The sequence below is a fragment of the Patescibacteria group bacterium genome, from assembly GCA_041661625.1.
Classification (GTDB): domain Bacteria; phylum Patescibacteriota; class Patescibacteriia; order JAHIZJ01; family JAHIZJ01; genus JBAZUB01.
In genome coordinates this window covers 26067-51193 of the sequence record JBAZUB010000003.1, presented here as the reverse complement: position 1 = coordinate 51193, position 25127 = coordinate 26067, and the positions used below count along the sequence as shown (strand labels likewise).

Annotated in this window: 24 protein-coding genes and 2 tRNA genes; 2 read left to right on the top strand and 24 right to left on the bottom strand. The window is 48.7% G+C overall.

Translation table 11 applies throughout. The features are described 5' to 3' along the window. The 5 genes from WC734_05285 to WC734_05265 all read right to left on the bottom strand — a co-directional run bounded on the left by WC734_05285 (window position 1) and on the right by WC734_05265 (window position 5739). Entirely contained in the window at window positions 1–1509 is a 1509-nt protein-coding gene (locus WC734_05285; protein ID MFA6198530.1) for a hypothetical protein, read from the bottom strand. A 17-nt stretch (window positions 1510–1526) separates the two neighbouring features. Next, entirely contained in the window at window positions 1527–2795 is a 1269-nt protein-coding gene (locus tag WC734_05280) for a sigma factor-like helix-turn-helix DNA-binding protein (protein MFA6198529.1), read from the bottom strand. Between the two features lie 135 nt (window positions 2796–2930). Next, the gene (gene secF, locus WC734_05275) at window positions 2931–3830 is read right to left on the bottom strand and encodes a protein translocase subunit SecF (GenBank protein MFA6198528.1); all 900 of its coding nucleotides are present in this window, start codon (window positions 3828–3830) and stop codon (window positions 2931–2933) included. Next, window positions 3823–5487, bottom strand: a complete 1665-nt coding sequence (gene secD / locus WC734_05270; protein ID MFA6198527.1) for a protein translocase subunit SecD — start codon at window positions 5485–5487, stop codon at window positions 3823–3825. The genes secF and secD overlap by 8 nt, the downstream gene beginning before the upstream one ends. Window positions 5488–5574: 87 nt before the next feature. Beyond that, window positions 5575–5739 carry a hypothetical protein gene (locus WC734_05265; protein MFA6198526.1) on the bottom strand — a complete coding sequence of 55 codons (165 nt, stop codon included), beginning with the start codon at window positions 5737–5739 and terminating at the stop codon, window positions 5575–5577. On the opposite strand from WC734_05265, the gene WC734_05260 reads away from it, so the two are divergent. Next, window positions 5740–5814 (top strand) — tRNA-Glu (locus WC734_05260). Window positions 5815–6149: 335 nt separating this feature from the next. Here the strand turns inward: WC734_05260 and gap are convergent. From gap to WC734_05170, 18 genes are all read right to left on the bottom strand, one after another. Next, on the bottom strand, window positions 6150–7157 hold the full coding sequence (gene gap, locus WC734_05255) for a type I glyceraldehyde-3-phosphate dehydrogenase (GenBank protein ID MFA6198525.1): 1008 nt from the start codon (window positions 7155–7157) through the stop codon (window positions 6150–6152). Window positions 7158–7182: 25 nt separating this feature from the next. Next, entirely contained in the window at window positions 7183–8049 is an 867-nt protein-coding gene (locus WC734_05250; GenBank protein ID MFA6198524.1) for a class II fructose-bisphosphate aldolase, read from the bottom strand. A 6-nt stretch (window positions 8050–8055) separates the two neighbouring features. Further along, complete coding sequence (locus WC734_05245) at window positions 8056–8826, bottom strand: triose-phosphate isomerase (protein MFA6198523.1); 771 nt, start codon at window positions 8824–8826, stop codon at window positions 8056–8058. An 82-nt stretch (window positions 8827–8908) separates the two neighbouring features. Then, entirely contained in the window at window positions 8909–9382 is a 474-nt protein-coding gene (locus WC734_05240; GenBank protein ID MFA6198522.1) for a DUF5680 domain-containing protein, read from the bottom strand. 4 nt (window positions 9383–9386) lie between these two features. After that, window positions 9387–10316: a serine hydrolase gene (locus WC734_05235; GenBank protein MFA6198521.1), complete on the bottom strand. Its 930-nt coding sequence runs from the start codon at window positions 10314–10316 to the stop codon at window positions 9387–9389. A 3-nt stretch (window positions 10317–10319) separates the two neighbouring features. After that, a complete protein-coding gene (scpB, locus tag WC734_05230) occupies window positions 10320–10871 on the bottom strand; it encodes an SMC-Scp complex subunit ScpB (GenBank protein ID MFA6198520.1) in 552 nt (183 codons plus the stop codon). Between the two features lie 89 nt (window positions 10872–10960). Further along, entirely contained in the window at window positions 10961–11674 is a 714-nt protein-coding gene (locus tag WC734_05225; protein ID MFA6198519.1) for a segregation/condensation protein A, read from the bottom strand. Between the two features lie 96 nt (window positions 11675–11770). Beyond that, window positions 11771–12244 carry a YbaK/EbsC family protein gene (locus tag WC734_05220; protein MFA6198518.1) on the bottom strand — a complete coding sequence of 158 codons (474 nt, stop codon included), beginning with the start codon at window positions 12242–12244 and terminating at the stop codon, window positions 11771–11773. A gap of 80 nt (window positions 12245–12324) precedes the next feature. Next, window positions 12325–12654 carry a hypothetical protein gene (locus WC734_05215; protein MFA6198517.1) on the bottom strand — a complete coding sequence of 110 codons (330 nt, stop codon included), beginning with the start codon at window positions 12652–12654 and terminating at the stop codon, window positions 12325–12327. A gap of 4 nt (window positions 12655–12658) precedes the next feature. Next, a complete protein-coding gene (gene aspS, locus WC734_05210) occupies window positions 12659–14083 on the bottom strand; it encodes an aspartate--tRNA ligase (GenBank protein ID MFA6198516.1) in 1425 nt (474 codons plus the stop codon). A 2-nt stretch (window positions 14084–14085) separates the two neighbouring features. Further along, window positions 14086–15378 (bottom strand): asparagine--tRNA ligase, encoded by a 1293-nt coding sequence (asnS, locus tag WC734_05205; protein MFA6198515.1) that lies wholly within the window; start codon window positions 15376–15378, stop codon window positions 14086–14088. A gap of 290 nt (window positions 15379–15668) precedes the next feature. Next, entirely contained in the window at window positions 15669–16307 is a 639-nt protein-coding gene (locus WC734_05200; GenBank protein MFA6198514.1) for a hypothetical protein, read from the bottom strand. Beyond that, window positions 16294–18978, bottom strand: a complete 2685-nt coding sequence (locus tag WC734_05195) for a cation-transporting P-type ATPase (GenBank protein MFA6198513.1) — start codon at window positions 18976–18978, stop codon at window positions 16294–16296. The genes WC734_05200 and WC734_05195 overlap by 14 nt, the downstream gene beginning before the upstream one ends. A 118-nt stretch (window positions 18979–19096) precedes the next feature. Further along, the gene (locus WC734_05190; protein MFA6198512.1) at window positions 19097–19549 is read right to left on the bottom strand and encodes a hypothetical protein; all 453 of its coding nucleotides are present in this window, start codon (window positions 19547–19549) and stop codon (window positions 19097–19099) included. A gap of 124 nt (window positions 19550–19673) precedes the next feature. Next, window positions 19674–20684 carry an ATP-binding protein gene (locus WC734_05185; protein MFA6198511.1) on the bottom strand — a complete coding sequence of 337 codons (1011 nt, stop codon included), beginning with the start codon at window positions 20682–20684 and terminating at the stop codon, window positions 19674–19676. Continuing rightward, window positions 20681–21361 carry a response regulator transcription factor gene (locus tag WC734_05180; protein ID MFA6198510.1) on the bottom strand — a complete coding sequence of 227 codons (681 nt, stop codon included), beginning with the start codon at window positions 21359–21361 and terminating at the stop codon, window positions 20681–20683. The genes WC734_05185 and WC734_05180 overlap by 4 nt, the downstream gene beginning before the upstream one ends. Window positions 21362–21506: 145 nt before the next feature. Beyond that, window positions 21507–22190, bottom strand: a complete 684-nt coding sequence (locus tag WC734_05175) for a response regulator (protein ID MFA6198509.1) — start codon at window positions 22188–22190, stop codon at window positions 21507–21509. A gap of 83 nt (window positions 22191–22273) precedes the next feature. Further along, window positions 22274–22346 (bottom strand) — tRNA-Lys (locus WC734_05170). Between the two features lie 442 nt (window positions 22347–22788). Between WC734_05170 and WC734_05165 the strand changes: the two genes are divergently transcribed. After that, window positions 22789–24411: a FlgD immunoglobulin-like domain containing protein gene (locus WC734_05165; GenBank protein MFA6198508.1), complete on the top strand. Its 1623-nt coding sequence runs from the start codon at window positions 22789–22791 to the stop codon at window positions 24409–24411. Between the two features lie 91 nt (window positions 24412–24502). Here the strand turns inward: WC734_05165 and WC734_05160 are convergent, their stop codons facing one another. Beyond that, entirely contained in the window at window positions 24503–25126 is a 624-nt protein-coding gene (locus tag WC734_05160) for a 3'-5' exonuclease (GenBank protein MFA6198507.1), read from the bottom strand. Window position 25127 lies beyond the last annotated feature (1 nt).

Genomic DNA, 25127 nt, shown 5'->3' with positions numbered 1-25127 from the left:
TTAGGCAAAGGGTAAATTTGATGGCGCTGTTGGTTCGTTATTGGCCGGCGGTTGAGTGGGCGGTTGGGCCGCGGGCTGGCTTGATGCGGCGGCTGGAGCGACTGGTAAATCCGATGGTGCGGCGGTTTGTTCGGTTGGTACCACTGGAATGCTGGCCGGAGCTGGCGCGTAAGAGCCAGGTGTCTGGCCAACGGGCGTCAACGGTGCGGCCATTTCCGGTATCGGTAATCCAGCCGGGGGCTCACCGCGCTTTGATTCGGCCTTCTTCAACATAGGCGCCTTGACCGTTTCAGTTGGGAAATGAAATACGGTAGCCAGTTCTTCCGTGTTTAGTATTATACCACTGCCCGCCATGCGCATCTTGTAATTTGACATCAGATTGGTCTGCCGTCCCGACATTCTGGGCTTATTGAATAACACAAAGTTTGACTTCACGAATGTGCGCTTATCTGGTTTGAATCCGTTCAAATCTTCGGACGCGAATTGGCGCAGGGCACCGAACACCGCGCTGATACCAAGGCTCTTGTTGGTAACTTCTTTTTCGGATAAGTATACGTAACGAAATTTCACTTCAAAAGCCAGCTTGCTCATCTTGGTTTGGATAGAAGAATAGGCGTTCTTTTCGCCCTCGGTCAGCTGCATCATGTTATTCTTATCCTTCTTTTCCTCTTTCTTTTTTTCCGGTTCGCCAACGGGTAACAACGAGGCGGTCACGGCTTCAGACGCATGCTTGGCTAAAACGCTCAATGGACCAAACGGATCTTTGTAAGCCGGCTTTGGTTCGCCGATAATTTTCTTCACAATGCTCTGTCCTTCGTCGATCCAGCTGGTACTCTGGGGCGGCCGGATGACCATCTGGATCCAGACCTGTTCACCCAAACGAAGCTTGCTTAATACTTCCAGCAACGAAGCCATTGGATCAGCCAATTCTTGCGATAAACTATGTTCGAATTCCAGATAAGTTCGGATGGGGTAGGCGTTAGGCTTGGTAAAGGCAATACCGGAGCCAAACACATTATATTTATCATTCGGATATTTTGTCGGGTAACCCAGCGTATAATCTTCCACTTCGGTGATTTCGGCTGTGGGATACTGGGCATAAATTGCCGCTTCGACCAGATCGCGGTACTGATTGGGCGTCCGAATGATAAATTGGATATACCCACCGATGCTAACTAGTTCCAGACTGATCGCCAACTGAAAACGTCCTTCAAAATATTTCTCGACCCAGTTCGGTGCTGAGGCAATACCCATTAATTGGGAATATATATGCTCAACCGCCTTGAGATTCGGCTTGAGATCGCGCGGCACATCGATGGCTAATAGCACGTATTTTACCGACGCGGCATATTTGTTGGTAATTATATACATGTGGATTTCCCACAGTAAAAACAAAACACCGGCCGCGAAGACAATCCAGCCCCCATTAATAAAATAATTCCAGAACAGAGCGAGCGGTGCGAACGCGTCTGCAAAGGAAAAATTGCTAAAATCTATTACAATCGACATGGGACGAACGATTTCGTTTAAATCTTTGTTTGGATTGCGGGCTGGTTGGGCGCTGTTGATGCGGGCACAGTTGAAAGCTGATATCGGCCGTCCGGTAGTTTTTCGAAAACGGACCGTTCGGTTAGAGCGAGATGAATAGTATTCTTTTTGACAATCCGCTGAGACATTACGGCGTCAACGATTTCGTCCCGAGTCATGGGCTGGCCGTTTTTCTTCATAATCTCAATAATGACGTCGGATACCACTCCGGGTCGGTAACCCCATTCCCGAAGAGCGTATATCCCCCGCCCGACTAAAACATAGCGATGGTTTAGAATCAGTTCATTGTGGACGGTAGGCGGATACGCCCGCCGGCTGTCAAAGCCAATTTTATTAATCTGCTCGGCAATTTCCGTAAAATGCATCGGCTTGTCGGCTTTCTTAAGCACCAGATAGATTTTATCATTCATCCGCTTGGGTACAATCGTGCCCCATTCTGTCAGACCGTAGTCACCGAAGGGGTTGCGACTGATCTTCTGGCTTAAAGTCAGATAGCCCAACAGCGCCTGATCGGTCACCCCGGAAGCACCCGCATCGGACGGGTTTTTCTGGTGGTATAGCTCGATTAAATCAGCCTCATTGGTTGGCTGGTTGCGTTCCCGGATGATTTCAACTAGTCGGTCGATCAACATATTAACCTGCGTAAGCGAAACTGACGCTGACCGCCAACCCGAACGAAGCACCGCCGTAGATGGCATATCTAAAAATACATCATCCAGTAGTTTGGTAATAATAAACGTGACCGATTGCCGGTTAATATCAGTATTGGGTGAAAATTCGAATATCAGCTCAAACAGCCGATCCTTTGATACCGCTCCGCCATGCTGGTCAATCACCGATCGCAACGTGGTTTCGATGGGATTAATGATATCGTGGAAACCGCGAACTTTTTTTAACTTTTTTACCGCCGTGCATTCTATCTGGCGGATCCGTTCACGGGTCAGCTTATAAAATTGTCCGATTTCTTCGAGCGTCTGCTTCGTTTGGCCATTCAAACCATAGCGACGACGCAGTATGTCCTCTTCTTTGTTGCTCAATTGCCGAAACAACGCCGCAATCGCTTCCGGCGGGTTAAATTCGCGCATTTGTTCATTCTGCTTGCTCGAGATGACTTTGTCGAGTATGGACTCGCCCATACTATTTGGCACAATGGATAAATATTTCGAAGATTTGCGACCGAGAAACGATTCCTGGCTAATTATCGCTATGTCTGTCAATAATTCCTCACGATGACTATAGTATAGCATAAGTATATAAATGTGTCAAGTTAGCTTATTTAAGGCTAATTCCCGCCTTTGTGTTCGTTGTATTACAAAAAGCCCCGCTATGAAACGTAAGCGTTCCGGGAGCTACATACCCGGCTCCTTCTTGCTTTTTAATGGTTACTTCCTTCTTCGGTATTGCTCCCATACCACCAACAATGGGCTGGCATTGAATATGGAAGAATAGGTACCGGTCGTAATACCAATTATCATGGCCAGCACAAATATCTTAATTGATTCCCCGCCGAACAGGTAGAGCGCTATCAAAACGAACAGAGTGGTCAACGACGTGTTTAACGACCGGGCTAATGTTTGATTAACGCTATCATTGACGATATTTTCAAAATCCTGGCGGCTGTCGTGAATAACGTTTTCGCGTACCCGATCAAATACCACAATCGTATCATGAACAGAAAAACCTAATACGGTTAAAAGCGCGGTGACGAATAGCCCGCCAATCTCGATATTGAAAAAATATCCCAAGATCGCGAACACACCCAGCAGTACCAGCACATCGTGCGCCAGAGCAATCGTGGCCGATAAACCCATTACCCAACCTGAAATTGTTGAGGTACGCGATATTTTTCGGAACGCCCACGAAATGTACAGAATAATACCCAGCAGTACCATGATGATGGCGGTGATCGATTTGTTTAACAATTCCTTGCCAACCGTGGGACCAATTGTTTCAAAACTGTCTTCCACTACCGTGGGATAGGCGGTTTTTAACTGCTCAAACACTGCCGCGCGTTTGGCATTATCGATCGGTTGCAATCTAATCGCCATACCGTTATCTCCCAGTGGTTGAACGGTGATATCGCGCAGATCGGCGGTCGTAAGCTTGGATTGCAGGTCAGCCGTTGCGGGACGATTGCTGTCGAATTTAAGTTGCCAGAGGGTTCCGCCTGTAAAATCAATATTTAGTTTCAATCCGCCCAAGCACATGAAAATAATGCCGGGAATAATTACCAAACCGGAAATTGTAAACCAGATTTTTCTTTTTTGGATTATCTTAAACATGGAAGATGCCGATCAGTTTCTTATGGCGCGCCAGCCAATCGCCCGCCGTCAGTCGCAGAAAGGTCCGGGTGATGGTAATGGCCGTGAACATGCTGACCAGTATGCCAATCGACAATGTCAACGCGAAACCTTTGATCAAACTGCTGCCAAACCAGATCAGGATAAAGCAGGTAATCAAGCTGGATATATTTGAATCACGAATCGACAGCCAGGCGCGCCGGAAACCTTCCTCGATCGCGCTGCTCATCGGCTTGCCGAGGCGCAACTCTTCCTTAAGGCGTTCAAATATCAGCACGTTGGCATCCACTGCCATGCCGATCGACAATACAAAACCGGCCACCCCCGGCAGGGTTAACGTGATCGGCCAGAGTTTGAAAATGGCCAGCGAAATCATGGCATAAATACCCAGCGCCAGGACAGCCATCAAACCCGGGAAGCGATAGTAAACAATCATGAATATCGCCACAATAAGCAGACCAACCAATCCCGCCACGATACTCTGTTGGACGGCAATCTTGCCCAGGGATGCGCCGATATTCTGCTGATTAACCAATGAGATGGGCACCGGCAGCGCGCCCGAGTTCAATCGTTGCGCCAGTTGTTTAGCCTCAATCAAAGTAAACGAACCGGTGATAACTGCTTCCCCGCTGGTAATCTCCTGCTCCACCTTGGGCATGGTTAACGGTTCGCCATCCAAATATATACCGACGATCTTGCCGACGTTCTCTTTGGTAATCTTGGCGAATAAATCTTTGCCGGCAGCATCAAAAGATAGTGCTACTTGGGGCGCACCCGTGGTGGGATCGGTTTTGACATCGGCGCGCTTCAGGTTTTTGCCCGATAGTTCGGTCGGGACAAAATTCTGCGAGGCCGACGGGGTTTCCGACTGGGTAGCAAATAATATATGGCTGGCGCGCACTTCTAACACGCCATCGGTGGTACGCTCGTCAGTTTTTTTGATAATATGGTAGCCGTAACTGCTTTGAACCAGCTCGGGATAAACGTCGCCAACTTTCATCTTGTCAAAAACTACCGCGTCAAATTCAGGTACCATATCGCCGCGCTTGAAGAAATCCAAGTCACCGCCACTTTTGGCTGTTTGATTACCGGGGTCTTCGGAATACTGATTGGCCAGGGCGGCAAAGTCGGCATTAGGCGTCAGAGCCTGCTTGAGCACATCTTCCGCCTGGGTTTTCTTCTGGGCATTGAGAGCCCTGATTGCCTGGAGTTGTTCTTCAGTGTATGGCGCCGGCGTCTGTTGAGTGCGGAATTCCAGTAACGGCGTTTCCCCGATTTGCTTGATGGCTTCATTGACGTCGAACACGCCGGGTAATTCAACGATCACCCGCCAGTTCTCACCGGTCTTGTTGGTCTGCACCACCGGTTCAGATACGCCAAATGCGTTCACCCGCCGTTCAATCACGTCGCGCACCCCCTCCAGCGCCGACACCCGATCAGCCACTGGCACCTGGGACACATTCGCTTGGTAAACCAAGTGTGAACCGCCCTGCAAATCCAAGCCCAGCCGGACGTTCAGAACACGCTGCCAGCTGCCAATCTTAAGATCGGGCCCTTTGGGATAATCCACCAATCCAGCCAAACCACTCAATACAATAATCGCAATAAAGGTAATCCAGACCTTTTTCCGGGGTGTCATAGGTCTCAGTATAGCATATTTGTATGGAGAAACCAATTAGGTGTCAATATTGCTAAGAAAGCCGATATCCGCACTGGTAATGTAATATTATAATCCGCAGGCGGGCAAACGTTTGCCCGCCTGCGTTGACTTGAGAGTAATCGTTTCAAATTGTGCTTGCGATTTCCCACAGAAATTCTGGCCTGCCAAAGTGACCATAATTTGATTGACATACGACCAGTTAAAACGTATAGTAATCGTGTCATTTTTCATGCCGCTATCGTCTAACGGTTAGGACGCCAGGTTCTCATCCTGGTAATCGGGGTTCGATTCCCCGTAGCGGTACCAAGCACCTAAAACAATTTAATACAATAATACATTCTAGTCTCAACCGGAATCGAAGGGCAGAAGTGACCCAGAACCAGAGCGCAGCGATCGATTCTGGGGAACGCCGATGATTCCGAGCGAGCGTAGGAATCAGCGCTGCCCAGACCTCGATTCCCCGTAGCGGTACCAAATAACTTTCTCATTTCAAACATAACCAAACGTGGCAAGGCATTGCGGACGAGTCATGCTGGCGACCTAGGCTCAATTCCCTGTGAGGTTACCACACCATACTTAAAAACATCACCCCCTAAAACACAGGTGGCAATGTTTTTAACTAATAAATTCACAACTCGTAACTACTTGCGTCCGACGTACAGTGCCATTTCGGCCAGCCGGTTCGAATAACCCCATTCGTTGTCGTACCAAACCACCACTTTCAGAAGATCGCCATCAACCACTTTTGTCAGCGGCAGATCCACAATGCCCGAAGCGGGATTCCCAACAAAGTCCGCCGAGACCAGCTCTTCGCTGGTAACGGTCATTATGCCCTTATACTGCTTCATTTTTGAAGCGTCAATCAATGCGCGGTTAATCTGCTCGGCGGTAACTTTCTTTTTAGTAAGAATCGTAAAGTCTGATAGCGACACCACCGGTGTTGGAACACGGACCGACAAACCGTCAAATTTATTTTTCAAAGTGGGAATCGCTTCAGTCACGGCTACGGCGGCACCAGTAGTAGTCGGCACAATACTGACTGCCGCTCCCCGAGCCCGACGCAGGTCTTTGTGTGGTCCATCCTGGAGATTCTGATCCGCCGTGTACGAGTGAATCGTGGTCATGGATGATTTTAGTACGCCGAACTTCTTTTCGATTACCTGAATCACGGGCGCGATACAGTTGGTAGTGCAGGAACCCATGTTGATTACCTTCTCGCGACGATATTTGTGCTCGTTCACACCCAGTAAAATGGTCGGGGTACCCTTTCCCGGTGCGGAGATAATCACCCGCTTGGCGCCGCCTTTGAGATGCCGAGCGGCTTCTTCTTTTTTGGTAAACCGGCCGGTACATTCTAGTACCACGTCAACCGCCAGCTGCTTCCAGGGAAGTTTTTCCGGTTCTTTTTCGGCAAATACCGGTATCGTATTGCCGTCGACAATCAAAGCCGACTTGGTAGCTCGCACCGATCTATTGTATGTCCGATAACTGGAATCGTGTTTGAGAAGATGCGCCAAGGTAGCCGGATCGGTTAAATCATTGATCGCTACGACATTGACGCCCGGTTTTGACAATAGTGCTTTTAGGGTTGATCGGCCGATACGACCGAATCCATTGATAGTTACATTGATCTTTTTTTTACTAGGCATAGATTATTCACGTTTAAAAAAGTATTTATTTCTGTATACTGGCTTTCCTAGCCGAACCCAAGAGATCAATTTTAGCACTGACTAGATCGGTAATGGCCTCAATCGTCGGCCCCATCAGCTCGCGCACGCCGGTAATATTTTTTTCTGTTACCAAAGTGCCGCGTACGGAATCAATGAAAAGTTTTTTTATTTCAGTGCCAAAATTAACCTTACAGATGCCGGATTTAACAGCGTTAATAATGTCTTCATCGGGCAGCCCCGAAGCGCCATGCAACACCACCGGTGTCTTGGTTATCTTTAGTATTTCCTCGAGCAGATCAAAATGTACCCGTTCATTAGAATAATCGCCATGCACCGTACCAATGGCCGCGGCCAATAGGTCAACCTCGGTCTGTTCCACGAATTGTTTGACCTCATCGGGATTAACCAAGGGTATTTCGCCTTTAAACTCGCCCGACTCGCCATGGCCGCCGCGCATTTCACCCAGTTCCCCCTCCACCCAGACACCCTGTTTGTGTCCATAAGCAACCACCTCCTTGGTTAGTCGAATATTTTCGTCGAGCGCCATATTTGACGCGTCAATTTGAACCGATGAAAATCCCGATTCAATACAGGCCACGACCGATTTGAATGTTTTACCGTGGTCGAGATGCAGGGCAATCGGCACATTGACCGCCTCATTCTTCGCGATCGTCTCAACGATGTGGGTAATCGGTTTCAGACCGGCATAGGAAATCGTGGATTCTGAAACCGCCATGATAATAGGTGCTTGCTTAGCCTTGGCGGCGCGAGCGATACCTAACGCTGTTTCCAAGTTATAAACTAAGAAACAACCGATAGCGTAATGATTCTTTCGTGCGGCCGTGATAATTTCCTGAGTAGATACGAGCATAGAATGTTATTTCTTTAATGAGGCAATAATATTTGATAGTCTGGACGCATCAAGACTCGCAGCACCGATCAGCGCGCCGTTGATATAACGGACCTTGAGAAAACCGACTGCATTGGTTTCGTCGACACTGCCGCCGTAGATGATCGTAAAGTATTTCATGATCAATTCTATGGGATATAGATCGATCAGAGCCTGATATATCACCGCGGCCATTTCGGCGACACTGTCGGGATCGGCTATCAAGCCGCTGCCGCTGGTACTGATCGCCCAAACTGGCTCATAGGCAATCACGATCGGTTGACGCGCGCCAATTCCTTCTAAGGCCGACTTTACCTGTTCGGTTACTTTTATTTCTTTGCCGGAGCTGTTCCGTTCAGCTAGATTTTCCCCGACGCAAATCACGGGCACCAGACCGCACCGAATGACATGCTTGACTTTCGCGTTTATTAATAAATTTGTTTCTCCTAGCAGATGACGGCGTTCCGAATGGCCGATAATCGCGTACTCGACTCCGATCTCGGCCAGTGAGTCGGCCGCCACTTCTCCGGTCAATGGACCTAGCTTAATTGGTGCCACGTCCTGGCAGGCTAATCGGATCGGTGACCCAGTCAATATTTTCCGTACCGGAATCAAGGAGGTAAAACTGGGCGCGGCTACCATGGTAACTCGGTCAGCGTACTTGGCTAGACGCTCTTTATATTGATGCGCCAAATCAACCGATTCAGCCGGTAGCAGGTTCATTTTCCAATTGCCGATGAGAAGTGGTTTGATGTTCATATATAGGCGTCTTCGAGCCGTTTAGCCCTTTTAACATACCATATTTTCGAACTTATTCCTATTTTATATCAGACGATAACTATTACTTTCTTTGATTAACAAAACCCCCACAATAGCGTGTTTTATATATTTCTTTTCCATCGGCCGAACTGATTGTTTCCTCGCCATAAAAATTGTCGATTTCTCCAATATAGGTATTTCGGTAAATAAATCCGTCTTCGGAATATTCTTTTGGGCCGCGATAAGGGTGATCTTCAGGAATCAACGATAATGCTTTTTGTAAAATTTTATAAACGGCTTCGAAGTGTGAAACGGACGCATCAACCATACCATAATAGGTCATAATATAGATTGGTTCATTATGCAGAAAAACTACTTCGCGACCACCAAATGGTTCACCGCCAAAATAGTTGTCATGATACTTCAGATCACCAACTTCATAAACTAGCGTCGTGGACTTGTCATTCTCAATTATTTTCCCGGCCGTTTCTCCGGCGGCGTAGGTTGACTTCTTCGCCTCAACTAGAAATTTGCACAGTTGTTGTTTATCTAGCATATATTTATTTATTCCATAGCCAATTGCTAAAGGTCCAGGCGATCAGGCCCTTCACCTCCTGGAATCGCGCGCTGTCATTCGCCGCACCCAGCACGACCGCGATAATCCGATGCCCATTACCGTCCGACGCTCGGGCGGCAAAACAATATCCCGCCTCATTAGTATAGCCAGTTTTACCGCCGTCGACTTGGATAAACGAATCGATCAGCAGATCGGTGTTGGTCACGCGCCGTGTTTTGTTGGTATCAATCGGCATGAACGTATATTCTGGCAATAGCACCGCTTGACGGATCAAAGAATTATTCAAGGCGTAATCCAGCAACCGAGCCACCTCGGCCGCCGTCGATACGTTAGCCTGGTTTAGTCCGGTTACCTCTTCAAAATGAGTTTGGGTGAAACCCATGCGACTGGCCCGATCATTCATCTGGGCGACAAAATCGATAGTGGCCAAACCTGTCGAGCGTGCCAGCGCAGACGCGGCGACATTGTCCGAACCAATCAAGCAAGTATAAAATAGATTTTCGACGGTCACGCGATCGTCAGCCTTGAGGTGATCCGATCCGCCCGGCACGATATCGTCCGCCGTGATCTCGACTTCCTTCTCTAACCCTGGATTATGCTCCAAAAATACCAGTGCCGTCATAAGCTTTGATAGGCTGGCAATCGGGCGCAGCGCGTCAACATTTTTGGCGAACAATACCGTTTGGCTGGCCGGTTCATACACAATGGCTGAACTAGCCGTGGTTTTTATGCCCAGGCTGTTGCCGGTTTTTACCGGCGGCACGGCTTGATAAACTATCGCTGTAGGCTGGACCACCGCTGTAATCTGACCCTGGCCGCGGGCATCAAAACCAACCTGCGGCGGCCGATCCAAAAATGATGACGGCAAGATTTGTGTGAAAATAAACAGGCTAATCGCCAGCGCTGGCCACATAGTTTAGGTTTGTTCTTGGGTATTCATTTGAATCACCTTCTCGATCGATTCATGCTGTGAAAGTTTCTCATAATCGGGTAATTCGCTGACTTGGCTCAAACCGAGGAAACGGATGAAATCAAAAGTGACATTGTATGTAGTGCGCATCTTGGTTTTATCCTCGGTCGCTTCCACTAGTCCCTTAATCAGCAGATTACGCAAGATCATGCTGCAATTCACGCCCCGGATCGCTTCCAGTTCCAGCTTGGTGATCGGTCCGCGGTACGCCACGATCGTCAGCGTCTCCAGTCCCGGTTTGGTTAACTCGCCGAATTGTTCTTCTTTTAAATACGTTTCAACTACCTTGCGGTTATCCGGCTGGGTGGTGAATTGCACTTTTGAAGCGTGCCGAATCAGCTGGATGCCGCGCTGTCCATTTTGGTACTCTTCTTTGATCTGGACTAGCGCCGCTTCCACATCGGCTTCGGACTGTTTCAAAAGTTCCGCCAGTTTGGCCACACTTACCGGCTTGGTAGCGACAAATATAATGCTTTCAAGTTGGGAGATCAAGGTCATATAATGTAAAATTTACAATTCAAAATTTAAAATTACAATTTTTTGGTATTATTTCGCAGTAAACAACATTCATTTTGTATTTTGAATTCTTAATTTTGAATTTCTTCCTTCTGGCAAACCGTAATGGTGATATCTTCAAATATATTGTCTTGTTGAAATGTAATATGCTCTTCTTTAATTAACTCGAGTAAGGCTAAAAAAGTGACAATAATCTCAGTACGGTTATTTGCCAAACCAAGTAGTGTCCGGAAATTGGTACCCTCGGCGCGAGCCACCAGATCTTTGATATGTTGGATCTTTTCACTGATCGAAATAGTTCGCTCGATAACCGCCTCGGGAATGTTGATAATCGGTTCGATCTTCGCTAGCACTTCCAGCATGAGCGACTTGAGCTCATCGACATTGAGCTGGGGCGGCGGGCTGAATATTGGCTCCATTAATGCCGGACTGGCTTCGCGCAGATACATAAACTTTTTCTTGCCTAACCGCGCCGCGACCAGTTTTGATGCTTCCAGATACTCACGATAAATCTTCAGCTGCTTCTCCAAATCAATCTCATCAGTCTCGATCTCGACCACGGGCAGCAATGAGCGCGACTTGATCAATAATAACTTTGCGGCCACCACCAGGAAATCGGCCAGCTCTTCGGGATTGACCGTTTCTAATGATTCAATGTAACGCAAATACTCATCGGCTACTTTGGCCAATGATACGGTGGTAATGTCCAGCTTTTCTTCCTCGATCAGTTTGAGCAGCAGGTCGAGCGGACCCTCGAATTGTTCCAGTTTGAAGTTATACGCCACGTCGGAAGTCAATTTAGAATTGAGAATTCAGAAGGAATAATTTCGGCATATCGCTTTTCGGAAACTCCTTCCTTGTTCCTTGTTACTTGTTAATTGTTATTTGCTCTTCTTTTTACCATAGTCCCCCGTCTGCACTTCCTGCACCTTCACGAAATCCTTAACTTTCATACGCAGACTGTCGGTGAAAGTTCCGGCGCCAAACAGGACTTTTTCCGCGCGCAATAATGATCGGTCCAGCAGCACTTCCAGCTTATGCATAAAGCCAAACGGCACCATCGCGCCCGGTTTTACTTTGAACTTGGTCTTCATCTCGCCTTCTTTGGCCATGCTGACGTTCTTGGCTTTTAATGCCTTCTTAACCTTGCCGAAATCGAGGTTGTAGTGGGCGGGCAGAACCACTAAATAATATTCCTTATCAACTTTTACTAGCAGGGTTTTGGCAATGGTTTGGACTTTCTGTTTTAATGTCTGCCCCAAATCATGCACGGTATAGACTGTCTTATGTGGCACCACGTCGTACTTAACTTTGTTTTTGTCTAACGTGGTTAGCAGTCGCTTTGAGATGGCCATGTTTTATTAATTTAAAATGTAAAATTCAAAATGTAAACTTATGGATATTTTATTTCAGCTATCTTGCCGAATATAAACCTTTATTTTGAATTTTTTATTCTTAATTTTGAATTTCTTAATGGAAGCGCTTGTTGTTCGCCCATAAACTTTTTTCCTGCTTTCCTTCCTGGCGCGGTCAACGCGATACTGTCAATAAACCATTTTTGGGGCGTCCGGCGGCCATAGCCGATTAAATATCCTTTATCAATCAGACGCTCGATGCTTTTAGTGATAATATTCTGCTGATCTTTAGCGGATGGCATCGGTTTGTGGTATTGATAGAACTTCGCCATACCGCGCCGGCTGAATTGCTTTTGCCGGCTCATATAGGCCTCCCGAAGAATGTAGCGTTGCAGGGAGGAAAATGTCATATGTTTATTCCTTAATTTCCTTTTCGACTTTTAATCCCAGTTCCCGTAATTGCTGTGGAGCCACTTTTGACGGTGAGCCCATCATCGGATCGCGGCCTTCACTGGTCTGCGGAAACGCCATTACTTCTTTGACGCTTGGCTCGCCCAGAATGGCATAGAGCAGGCGCTCAATACCCGGCGCCACCCCGCCGTGGGGCGGAACACCGTACTGGAACGCGGTCAGCAAATGTTTGAATTGTTTTTTCTGGTCCTTGGTAAAACCAATGATATCGAAAATCTTTTCCTGTATGGCCGATTGATGGATTCTAATACTGCCGCCGCCAACCTCGACACCGTTCAGCACCATATCGTGTTGATAAGCCCGGACTTTTGACGGATTAGAGTCCAACAAAGGAACATCTTCCTCGCGCGGTGCTGTAAACATGTGGTGTGATGGCGCCAGTTGGGCGGCACCCGAACCGTGATAAAAGTCTTCCTTAGTCTGCTTCACAAACAATGGAAAATCCACCACCCAGGCGAAAGCCAGCTCGTCCTTAACTTTCTTGTCCCGGCGCAAATCAGGCTTGTCGGTACCGTAATTTTTTATGGCTTCAGCGTGAGTCAAGCGCGGCCAAGGGGTCTGCATAATTTGTTTATCAGGAAACACCCTCCGCACCATCTCGGTAAACATCTGTTCGGTCAGCTGCAGGATTTCTTCCTGTGACATAAACGACATCTCCATATCTAGCTGGTAGAATTCTCCCGGACTGCGATCGGCCCGCGCGTCCTCGTCGCGAAAACACGGGGCTACTTGGAAATACCGTTCAACGCCGGCCACCATTAACAATTGCTTGTATTGTTGGGGCGATTGCGGCAAGGCAAAAAACTTGCCTCTGTGGTTGCGCGACGGCACTAAGAAGTCGCGGGCGCCTTCCGGTGTTGATTTGGTCAGAATCGGCGTTTGTATTTCGGTAAAGTGCTGATTCGACAGCCAGGATCGTAAAAACTGCAACATCTCGTGACGTTTCTGGAGGTTGTGCCGCATCCTCTCATGGCGCAGATCGAGATAGCGGTACTGGCAGCGTATTTCTTCGGAAGCTTGCCTGTCTTCATTGACTATTTCAAACGGCGGCGTTTGCGCAGTGCTCAAAATTTCCAGCTCACTCGCCTGCAGTTCGATTGCTCCAGTGGGGGTATCTTTGTTGACATTTTGGCCAGCCCGCTTGGCAATCACGCCTGTGGCACGAAGCACAAATTCCGGCCGAACGGTCTTGGCAATCGCGGCCACCGATTCGTTGGATGGGTCGCAGATAATCTGCAGCCGACCTTGTTTGTCGCGTAGATTGATAAACACTATTTTACCCATCTTACGCACGGTCTCGGCCCAGCCCGCCACGGTAACAACCGCATCGACCTTGTTTAACGCTTCAATTGTGTAGATACGATTCATGGTTAGGGTCGTAATCGATTCATTAATCTTGGGAATGGAATTGCCTCCCGAATGTGATCAAGCTTACAAATCCAAGCCACCAAGCGCTCCAAGCCCAAACCAAACCCGGAATGCGGGAACGATCCGTATTTGCGCAGATCGAGATACCATTGGAAATCCTTGATCGGCAGTTTGTGCTCCTTCATGCGCTGGAGCAATAGATCATGATCATCGATGCGCTGCGAACCCCCGATGATCTCACCATATCCTTCCGGCGCAATTAGATCACTGCATAGCACGCGATCGTGATTCTTCGGGTCAGGTTGCATGTAAAAAGCTTTGATATCTTTGGGATAATTGGTAATGAATACCGGGCGGTCATAGTGACTGGAAATAATCGTTTCTTCATCGGCGCCAAAATCGTCACCCGCTTTGATGCTGGAACCTTCTTTTTGCAACAACGCTACCGCTTCATCGTAAGTAATGCGCGGGAATGGAGTTTTTGTCTTGGCTAAAATTTTCGTGTCGCGTTCCAACACTGCCAGATCAGCTGCTCTTTCTGACATTACATTTTGAATGACATAACTGACCATTTCCTCTTGAACGCGCATACTGGCCTTGTTGTCGACAAATGCCATCTCGGCATCAAGCATCCAGAACTCCATCAGGTGCCGGCGGGTTTTGGACTTTTCCGCCCGGAAAGTCGGTCCGAAATCATAGACTTTTCCCAACGCGGCCACGATGGCTTCGCTATACAACTGGCCGGATTGGGCTAGATAGGCTTTGGTATCGAAATATTCGGTTTCAAATAAGGTGGTGGTGCCCTCACACGATGTGGGCGTCAAAATCGGCGTATCCGCCATAACAAAACCCTGTTCCTTGAAAAACTTGCGTAATTGCCAGATTATTTCATCCCGAACGCGCAAAATCGCCTCTTGGCGCGGTGACCGGAGCCAGAGATGCCGCTCGTCCATTAGAAACTCGATGCCGTGATCCTTTTTCGCAATCGGAAAGTCCTCGGCCACTTGGTAGGCTGAAACGTCTTTGACGTCCAATTCATAGCCAGACGGAGAGCGTTTGTCTTCCCGAACCTTACCAATCAAGCAAACAGAGCTTTCCATAGTCAGCCGCTGGCAAACCTCCCAGGTTTCACCCGAAACCTCTTTTTTACTCACTATTGCCTGAATCCGTCCGCTGCCATCGCGAATTTGAAGGAAAAAGATACTGCCAGACGATCGTACATTAAAAACCCAGCCTCTAATTGTCGTTTCTTGGCCTACTTGGCTGCCAATTTCTGCAATTCGTGCCTGATTCATAGTAAAATGTTGGTTAAATACCATCAAATTATAACGATTTTTACTGCTGGTGTCAAAATTTACACAAGAAACGGGATTTCGCGTTCATGGCTTACCTTTTAACCCCTGCCTGCCAACGCCTGGTTTGTCTGGCGGGCAGGTTTTCGCGAAAATGTTTTTATCACAAAGGATTCGCCTTTTGGTAAAAAGGCGGCCTTGTTATTTCGCAACAATGCGACCGACTCAATTCAACTTTTCGCAAAATGTTGAATGAACCGATCAGCGATCTTTCATACCGAATGGCACCTGCTCTATGGTTGATTGGAAAACTCAGCTAGCCCTCTTTCCTTCTTCCTTGTCAATTGCTTCTTGCTATTTGTCTTTTTAACTGCCCGCCAAGCCCAAAACACCAGCACCACGAATAAGGCACCCGATACGTTATACATTAGGTCGTCGGCCGCGTCGAATAGATCGGTAACTCGATTGGTATGAAACCAGACGTCACCGGCATATTCGGATATCTCGTAAAGCACCGACAATAAAGAAACCAAGCTGATGCTGTAGAGACTGAACGACCATCCCGGCAATTTAATTTTTCCCTGTTGGTTTAACTGATACAAATAGGTGAACAAGACCGCTATCGGCGCAAACGATCCGGTGAAGTGAGCCATTTTGTCCCACCATAAAAAACGGCCGAATAGATGCCAAAAATTGGCGGCACCATCAAACCAAACACTAGCCGCGACTAACAGGCTGACGATACCCGGAAAATAAATGTCCTGCTTACGCGCCACCGCCCACAACCAAAGATAAATCAAGCCGCCAATGATGCCGGTGATCGACAGCGCCGCCCGGCGTTGAAATGTATCAAAGTTCCAGGCGTATTCAATGATTACCAAAACAACTAACGACACTATTGCTAGAATGTGCAGATATTTATTCCAGTTCATGAGTTTGATTCTTAATAAAAATACCTTTAATAACTTCAATCAATACCAGCACGCTTATTACGCTAGCCAAGACCACGCCCCAATGCGACCAGCCCAACGGTACGGAACCCAATAGCCCCGACAAACCCGGTAAATATATGGCCGATAATTGAAATATCAAACTGGCGCTTACGGCCAGAGTTAAGGCTTTGTTGGCGAATGGATTAGCACGCCAGATGGGAGTGCGCAAAGTGCGACAACTATAGACTGTAAATATAGTACTCATGCCTAATGTAGCAAATGCCATCGTGCGCGCTAAATCAATTGTATCTGACACCTGATAATAATAGGTGAATACGCCCAGTGTCAGCAAACCAGCTACCGAGCTAATCACTGCGATCACGGTTTTCATGTGCAGATTTATAATCGACACACGGCGGGAAATAGGCGGGCGCTGCATGACGTCACTTTCGTCTGTTTCCTGTGTCAATGCCACTACCGGAAACCCATCCGTTACTAAATTTATCCAAAGTATCTGGACGGGCAGGAGGGGTAAAGGCAGGCCGATTATTAACGAGCCGGCAATCACCACCACCGCGGCCATACTGTCGGACAGCAAATACAATACCATCTTGCGAATATTATCAAATATTACCCGCCCCTGGCGGATAGCCGCCACGATGGTGGCAAAATTATCATCCAGCATGACAATATCGGCTGTTTCCTTGGCGATATCTGTACCCGATCCCAATGCGACGCCCACATTGGCCGAGTGCAGGGCCGGAGCGTCATTGACCCCATCCCCAGTCATCGCTACCACTTCACCCAAACTTTGCCAGGCCCGCACAATACGTAATTTATCCTCGGGAGTAGCTCGAGCGTAAACCGATATATCTCTGACCCGCTTTTTCAATTCACCGTGATTCAGTTTCTGCAGCTCCGATCCTTCCATAATGTTTTCTGATTTTGATGGTAGCCCAAGCTCGCGCGCAATAGCTTGAGCGGTAAACTTATGATCACCCGTGATCATGACGACATGCAAGCCCGCGCTACGACATTCGGCGATGGTTTGTTTCGCCGTCGACCGAACCGGATCCATAATGCCCATTAAGCCAACAAACACAAAGTCTTTACTTTGAGCTAGATCAATTGGCAATTTATCATCTGGCGACGCGTTGGGCAGATAAGCCAACGCCAGCGTACGCAACCCCTCCGCGCTAAGCTTTTCATACCGTTTCTTGATTTGAGTTCTCGCTTCGGATGTAAAGGGAACAACCTGACCATCGATATCAATCCGTCCGATAAAGCCCATTACCACTTCGGGCGCGCCCTTAAGATACGCTACCCGACTACTGGAAGCCTCGCGATGCATGGTGATCATGAATTTCTGTTCGGATGAAAATGGTATCGTGGCCACGCGTGGATACTCTTTTTCCAAGCGATGCTGCCGCTGTCCCACTTCGCTACCCGCCTGTAGCAGCGCTCGCTCAGTTGGGGTGCCGATATAAGTCCACTTTTCTGTCGGCTTTCCCTCGCGATCCACATGACCGTCATTGCACAATATGCCAATTTTCAAAGCGGTCATGAAGCTGGCTCGGTCTCCAATCTCCTTAGCGCGTGAATTGAAGTCGGTGCTAGCGGCCTCCAATTCGTGATTGTTGGTAATAATCCGAACCACGCGCATTGCCCCTTCGGTTAGGGTGCCCGTCTTGTCCGTACAAATCACGGTCGTTGAGCCTAATGTTTCCGCGGCCACTAGTTTTCGCACTAATGCTTTCTGTTTCAATATTCTCTGCATTCCCACCGCTAGAACGACGGTCACACCAACCGCCAACTCCTCCGGCACCGACGCCACCGCAATGGCCACAGAAGTGGAAAACATTTCCCGGAAACCATGCTCCATCACCAGACCAGCGACTAAAACAACAAAACAGACAATCAGAACGATTAGTCCGATTGTTTTGCCGAGATAATCCAGCTGGCGTTGCAGTGGGGTTTGTTCTTCTTTGATATCTTTTAGCAGGCTAGCAATCCGGCCAATCTCGGTATTGACTCCTGTCTCGCAGACCACGCCACGTCCTAGGCCACCCACCACGTCCGAACCCATATAGGCCATATTTACCCGATCAGCCAGGACTAGTTCCTTGGATTGCACGTGAAAATCTTTTTTCACGGGCTCGGATTCACCAGTTAAACGCGCTTCGCTAATTTCGAGATCGGCACATTCTATTATTCTAATGTCAGCCGGCACTTTATAGCCTACTCGGAGAATTATGATGTCTCCCGGCACTAACTCGACGGCGTCAATCAAACATTCTTCGCCGTCGCGTATGGCCAGCGCCTGAAAACGCATGGCACTGCGCAGTTTGGCCATGGCGTTCATGGCCCGATATTCCTGGATGAAGCCGACGATGACGTTGAGCGCCACCGCCGCTAGAATTACACCCATGTCTACGTAGTCCTGAAGCAGAGCACTGATCACGGCAGCCGTAATCAGGATATAAACCAACGCACCGCGAAACTGATTTCCCAGCACGACCAACCAACCAACCCGCCGTCCGCGGGCCAGTTCGTTTAATCCGTGCTGTTTGCGACGCAATGCGACTTCACGATTAGACAGGCCGCTGGCTCGTGTCTTGAGGAGTTCCAGTACGCGTGTACGTTTCAATTTGTACCAAACGTGCGTTGGCATATGTGTGTTTGTTGTATTATAACATGAATTAGCCAGATATGATATTTATGATACCAAAAGAAAACAGACCCCCGTCTCTCAAGGGAGGTCTGTGCATTGCTACCCAGTCGACACCCGACTAAGCCGGTGGTAATTTCGGACGTCCCCATAACCGTTGCCACATACGCACGACTTCAGGGTCGTACTGCTCGATATCAGTTAGGACATCACGAAAGTCTCGAAAGCTGGAAAATGGTCCCTGCCTGAGCTGTGCCACACAACGATCTATCCTGGGCTGGTACCAGAGTTCCTTAGCGATGTATTTGCAGGCCCACGAACAGCCAGCAAACAGAACCACGAAACCAACCGCCGTCTTGATCATATCTACGGGGCCGAGCAGAAAGATCACTATAGACCCCGCCAGCACAAGAAACACCACCCCAGCCAACGTTCCCACCAACCACGGCCCATCACGTAGGTGGTCAATGCAGACCAGATGGTTGTAGACCCAGACAGCATTGGTTCGTTTAGGCTCCGGTAACTCACTTAACCGGCGTAAGGTTCCAATGACTCGAGTGCTTGATCCGAACACGATTCCCCTCCTTTGTCCGTATTCCACGTCCTTCAAATCCGGGCTTAGTATACCGGAAAGACTGGATTTGTCAATATAAAAACCCGCAACACGCCTGATATGGCGAGCGTAGATAAATTATACTTTAGAATCTAGGCAATTTAACAATCACCTCAGTGCCTTTATCAATCTGGCTGTGTACCTCAATTATGCCGTGGTGCCGCTCGACAATCTGCCGCGCGATTGGCAAGCCTAAACCGTAACCGTCAACTTTATTCTTTGTCCGCGAACTGTCCGCGCGATAAAAACGATCAAATATACGCGGTAAATGTTCGGGTGCGATTCCGATGCCTTGATCAATCACGCTAATCATGGCCCACTTACTGTCCGACTGCGTTTTAATCTCAATGGTAGTTTTTGGGTGACTGTACTTGATCGCGTTATCAAGCAGTATGACAAACAGTTCGACCAAATTATCTCGATCGCCTTGTATGGCCAGATTAGCTGGCTTAATATTTATCGAGATGGCTTTCTGTTTAGTAGCCGCGTTTAGCTGTTTTATGGCTTCGGAAATTGCCGAATCGAGATTAACCGCGTCAAGCTGGATGGTCTGATTGTTTTCGTGCCGAGCTAATTTCAACAAGCCGCGTGAAATATTCTCGAGACGTTGAATTTCTTCAAGATTACTATTTAACACCTGTTCGTATTCTTTGGGATCCGAACCAACGCTGCGCAAGGCCACTTCGATTTCGGTCCGCATCGCCGTCAGCGGAGTTCGTAATTCGTGCGACGCGTCAGCTGAAAACTGCTTTTGAATCCTTAAATTATTTTCGATCGGTCCCAACGTGCGACGCGCAATCACATAGCTGGCCGCACCGCCAATTAATAGCACAGCGCCATTCACGCCGAACAGCGTCCAACGAATCCGCCCAACGATTTCATTGATCTCATTGCGCATCAGGTCCTCATAAGCTTTAAAGAAGCCCGGCACCGGTTCACGTGGTCGTTCACGATACATTTGCACCTGGCGATTGAAACCGGCTTCCACTTGCCCAGCTGTGAAGTGATACAATGCCACGGTAAACGCCACACTGACAATCATGATGATCAGCGTGTACCAACCGGCCATGCGTATGGTGGAGTTAATCTTTATCACTGAGGTTGATTCAATTGATAACCGAAACCGCGCACGGTCTTTATCATCTCGGGTTGGTTAAACGGTTTATCGATCTTTTTTCGTAATGACGCGATAAACGCTTCGACTGTGTTGGGTAATATATCGGCGTCAAAATCCCAGACGTGCTGGATCAATTGTTCCTTGGTTATGATCCGACCGGGATTACGCATCAGATATTCCAACAGAGCAAACTCCTTGTTGGACAATTCGATTGATTGTTCGCCCCGTCTTACCGTAAAAGTTTCCGGATGCAGTTCCAGATTACCGACTTTTAACAAGGTACCAATCGACTGGTTTGGTCGGCGCAATAAGGCACGAATCCGAGCCAATAGTTCCTCGAACGAAAACGGCTTAACCAGATAATCATCGGCTCCGCAATCAAGCCCCTCGACCCGATCGCTGGTTTTGTCCCGCGCGGTTAGTATTAACACCGGCTGATGCAATCCTTTGGTTCGGATAGCTCGGCATATTTCCAAACCGTCATGACCGCCCGGCAGCATGCGGTCAAGAATCAGTAGATCATAATTTCCCCGCAACGCTCGCGCCATACCAGCTTCGCCGTCATATAACACGTCCACGGCATATGATTCTTGTTCCAGACCGCGTTTGAGCGCATGGGCGATTTTATGTTCATCTTCGACTAATAGTATTCTCATATTGTTGGTGATAATATTATTCAGCCTTTCTTTTCATTATCAGCTTATTTTACATTCCTGAATAGTTGCTGAATTTATTAACTATAACCTCTTAAAGTTGGTTTGTAAAACAAAAAAGTACCGCCGACCCTAGAATCAACGTAATTTAACTTGAGCCCAACATGAAGCGCTCCCAAACCGCCGACCAGCTTCCATACCGCAGATACCACAAATACGCCACAGCCCCGATCACCCAAAAGACTGAGACGACAACAGCCAAGTATATCAAAGCGGTCACAAACTTTCCTACTACATAATTTGGAAGTCCTCGCCACCCCGTCCTCCCATGGTTGGTATCGTCCTCAATGGCGCGCGACTGTCGTTTGTCGGTCTGATCCTGTAAATGTTGCACAGTGTCAACCGTTTGGGATACATGAGCCCCTTTTGGAATGGGTATTCCCAGTATCTCACAGACTCGAGCAACGACTTCTGATGGCCGATGTGTCGCTTTAACCATGTAATCAGCCATACCGGCTCTCTTGGCTTTGTTTGCATATTCACCCCCGATGTTATCTAATCCGAGTATTGGGATGTTCCGTGTCCTTGCATCGGACTTTAATAGAACGGTTGCCTTAACTCCGTCTATGTCAGGCATAATACCATCCATCAAAATTAGATCTGGTTGCTCTCTTATCACAACATCTACCGGACTTTGGGTCGGCGATTCATATCCTGCAACGTCAAACCCGGCATTCTGGAATTTCGTCTGATACATACCGCGAAGAAACGCATCATCCTCAAAATACAGTATCTTGCGCCTCCTAGATTTAGCAGAACGTACTGGATTCATGCGATGTGATGAGTTTAGTAAATTTACAAAAGCGCAGAGGATACTACCAGACATATGCTGACGATTGACTTCTTGGCACAAATTGGGCGCAGAGGGATTCGAACCCCCGACCGTTGGCTTAAAAGGCCACTGCTCTACCAACTGAGCTATGCGCCCACGATAATACTATTTATACAGATTAACACATTACATTAAATTACTGAGCCCCGATGCGGTCACAGAGTGACCGATCGGGATCCCGATTGGCCTACGGCCACATCGAGACTATGCGCCCATATTATGGAACGTTGCAATACTAACAAAAATGCCTGCTTTTGGCAAGTGTTTTGCTATAACAATTGGCCAATACTACCAATATTTTAGCTTTTCCTAAAGATTATTGGCACGCCTACTTGACAAAATTTTCACCCAGGTGTACAAAAAACATGAGGACGAACGAATTGCGTCCTTTTTATTGGCAAGTAAGTTCCTTGAAAATAACCGTCCAACATGCAGGACGTGCAAATAGATAGTCCCTATTCAATTGCCCGGTGATCCGATAGATGTTCTCAATCGGTTGCCCAAACTGTTCTACCACCCCAGAAAGGGGGAACTGGTCATGAAACGTTTGCTTGTCGGGCTGGTGATTCTGGCAGTCATTTTGCCGGTCACGGCCTCCGCGGTCGAGTACTGCGTCGGGTACAACTCGTACAACAACCCCTTCTCGTGCTGCTCGCACGGAAACTGCACCTGGTGGTCCTTGTACATGAGGCCGGATCTCCAAGGTATCTGTACGGGTGCTCCCAGCTCCTGGGTTTCCCAGGCTAGCAACGCGGACTACACCATTAGCAATCTTCCCGTCGTGGGAAGCATTGGCGTGACCAGCATCCACGTCATGTACACAACAGCCGTCGCCGACAATCTATCCTTCGACGTCACGGAAATGGGCTGTGAATCATGGAATGGAGCGCGGCTGACACACAAGCCGGCTGGTAGCGTTACCCAATTCATTCTCTTCAAGGACCCGGCACCGAACATCACCTTGGCCACCCAGAAGATCGGTGAATGCCGGAGCCGAAACACCTGGCTGGGAAGCGCTACGTCGAATGTACACGAGTGGCATCCGTCCGCTAGCAGCAACAGCTGGATCTACATCCGGGATTACCAGAATGGATCTATCGTGATCGATATCATCGGTGGGTCCACCCAAGCTTACGCTGTGAGCAGCTTCTTCCGGAATATCTGGGCGTCCGATCATGGTTGCGCCGGATCGAACATGGGCAATCCCATTGGCGACCGCTACTCATACAACGGTGGCTGGCGGCAAGATTTCCAGTTCGGTTGGGTTTTCCAGAAGACCGGTTTCGGTTCTGGGCCGTTCCACTGGGACGGCACCAATGGACATCACGGCCCGGGCGTTTTCCAAAGAAACACCCGTAGTTCCCTCTACTCCTACAAGCTGAGCAAATGCTACAGTGACAATGGTGGACGCATTGTGTTCGGCCAACCCGCTTCAGGCAACGGACTCCTACCATACGCTCACCCGATTGCGTTTACTACGGCGATCGCTATTGACCTACTCGGTGGTACCTATTCCAACCCGGTGATCCTGTACGATACCCAAGCACCCCTCTACTCATCGGCTGTAGCGCCCTACCTGCCAAGTAGCGACACGGTCAACCAGGCGTGTGAGCTGCACGGAGCAATCCGCGGGTATTGGGAGAGCCATGGACGCTTTGACAGCATCGGCTACCCGTTCACTGACGAAATACCGGTCACCGGCCAGCCGTATCTCGTGAAACAGCGCTTCATCCGCCGGGCGAACGGCCGCTGGATCGGCACCGAACTGCGGTACTATCCGAACGGCTCGGTCATCGCGGTAAACCTCTTCAATCAGCAGAAAATGGGCGACGAGATTGTCGTCTCCCCCGATGAGCCCGCTGAATCTTTGGCGATCACCAGCCTACCTGCCATAACCTTCGCTCCGAACCCGATGACGGTAGCCGGCGGACAGATCACGCTGTCTCTGCCCAGGATCGGATCGATCAACCTCGCGATCTATGATACGACCGGACGGCATATCCGTCAGATCGCCACCACGAACGACCACCCGGCTGGTAACTACACGTTCGGCTGGGACGGATATTCCGATTCGGGCCAGCGGGTAGCCAGCGGCATCTACTTCGTCCGGTTGTCCACGCCGGACAACATCAACACCCAGCGGATTGTGATTCTGCGGTAACTGCATCGCGTCAGCGCGAACTACCGCTTCACTCTCCCGCTTCTGCCAGGCCAGGTGATACTTTTCTCACCTGGTCTTATTGTTTGTATTATTAAAATAATCTAGCCACCGGCGGAGTTGGCAAGGGTGGTAACGGAGCGTTGTTGGTGCTATTTACCGGCAGGCCGGTGCTCCGAGTAGGTATAATTTGGCCACCTTTTCCGGTGATACTCTGTTGTAATTTCATAAATACCTGACGAGTCACCGACACATCCACCTGGGCGCGGTGGGCTGACGGCTGCGGCACTCCCAGATAAGCCGCTACCTTTTCCAGTCCATACGAAGAAATAATCAAATGGCGTCGAGCCAAATCACACGTATCGATCACTAAATTAGTCATTAGCGGCTGTTTCAAACGGGCGAGGTGCGCATTAACAAAAGATAGATCAAAGCTGACGTTATGCCCTACCAAAGGCAGCGCCCCCGCGAATGCCACAAATTCCGGCAGTACGATCTCGGGTGGACGGCCTTCCAGACGCAGCATTTCATTAGTTATGCCGTGGACGCTTTGAGATTCAGCATCGATGATCCGTTCCGATAAAACTAGAGAGTGGTAGGTTTCGGTTACGGTCGCGCCTCGGATTTTCTCGCCGGCAATTTCGATGATGCAGTGTCCATCGCTAGGTCGGAATCCAGTAGTCTCAACGTCAAGAACAATGTATTCAGGTATATTCATA

What these genes read in the sequence shown, in the direction of transcription:
- secF (MFA6198528.1), bottom strand. Translation starts at nt 3,830, where the DNA reads ATGTTTAAGATAATCCAAAAAAGAAAAATCTGGTTTACAATTTCCGGT.
- WC734_05245 (MFA6198523.1), bottom strand. Translation starts at nt 8,826, where the DNA reads ATGAACATCAAACCACTTCTCATCGGCAATTGGAAAATGAACCTGCTA.
- WC734_05280 (MFA6198529.1), bottom strand. Translation starts at nt 2,795, where the DNA reads ATGCTATACTATAGTCATCGTGAGGAATTATTGACAGACATAGCGATA.
- WC734_05180 (MFA6198510.1), bottom strand. Translation starts at nt 21,361, where the DNA reads ATGAGAATACTATTAGTCGAAGATGAACATAAAATCGCCCATGCGCTC.
- gap (MFA6198525.1), bottom strand. Translation starts at nt 7,157, where the DNA reads ATGCCTAGTAAAAAAAAGATCAATGTAACTATCAATGGATTCGGTCGT.
- WC734_05165 (MFA6198508.1), top strand. Translation starts at nt 22,789, where the DNA reads ATGAAACGTTTGCTTGTCGGGCTGGTGATTCTGGCAGTCATTTTGCCG.
- WC734_05160 (MFA6198507.1), bottom strand. Translation starts at nt 25,126, where the DNA reads ATGAATATACCTGAATACATTGTTCTTGACGTTGAGACTACTGGATTC.
- WC734_05195 (MFA6198513.1), bottom strand. Translation starts at nt 18,978, where the DNA reads ATGCCAACGCACGTTTGGTACAAATTGAAACGTACACGCGTACTGGAA.
- asnS (MFA6198515.1), bottom strand. Translation starts at nt 15,378, where the DNA reads ATGAATCAGGCACGAATTGCAGAAATTGGCAGCCAAGTAGGCCAAGAA.
- WC734_05200 (MFA6198514.1), bottom strand. Translation starts at nt 16,307, where the DNA reads ATGAACTGGAATAAATATCTGCACATTCTAGCAATAGTGTCGTTAGTT.
- scpB (MFA6198520.1), bottom strand. Translation starts at nt 10,871, where the DNA reads ATGACCTTGATCTCCCAACTTGAAAGCATTATATTTGTCGCTACCAAG.
- WC734_05235 (MFA6198521.1), bottom strand. Translation starts at nt 10,316, where the DNA reads ATGTGGCCAGCGCTGGCGATTAGCCTGTTTATTTTCACACAAATCTTG.
- WC734_05240 (MFA6198522.1), bottom strand. Translation starts at nt 9,382, where the DNA reads ATGCTAGATAAACAACAACTGTGCAAATTTCTAGTTGAGGCGAAGAAG.
- WC734_05220 (MFA6198518.1), bottom strand. Translation starts at nt 12,244, where the DNA reads ATGGCCATCTCAAAGCGACTGCTAACCACGTTAGACAAAAACAAAGTT.
- WC734_05175 (MFA6198509.1), bottom strand. Translation starts at nt 22,190, where the DNA reads ATGAATCCAGTACGTTCTGCTAAATCTAGGAGGCGCAAGATACTGTAT.
- WC734_05265 (MFA6198526.1), bottom strand. Translation starts at nt 5,739, where the DNA reads ATGAAAAATGACACGATTACTATACGTTTTAACTGGTCGTATGTCAAT.
- aspS (MFA6198516.1), bottom strand. Translation starts at nt 14,083, where the DNA reads ATGAATCGTATCTACACAATTGAAGCGTTAAACAAGGTCGATGCGGTT.
- WC734_05215 (MFA6198517.1), bottom strand. Translation starts at nt 12,654, where the DNA reads ATGACATTTTCCTCCCTGCAACGCTACATTCTTCGGGAGGCCTATATG.
- secD (MFA6198527.1), bottom strand. Translation starts at nt 5,487, where the DNA reads ATGACACCCCGGAAAAAGGTCTGGATTACCTTTATTGCGATTATTGTA.
- WC734_05250 (MFA6198524.1), bottom strand. Translation starts at nt 8,049, where the DNA reads ATGCTCGTATCTACTCAGGAAATTATCACGGCCGCACGAAAGAATCAT.
- WC734_05285 (MFA6198530.1), bottom strand. Translation starts at nt 1,509, where the DNA reads ATGTCGATTGTAATAGATTTTAGCAATTTTTCCTTTGCAGACGCGTTC.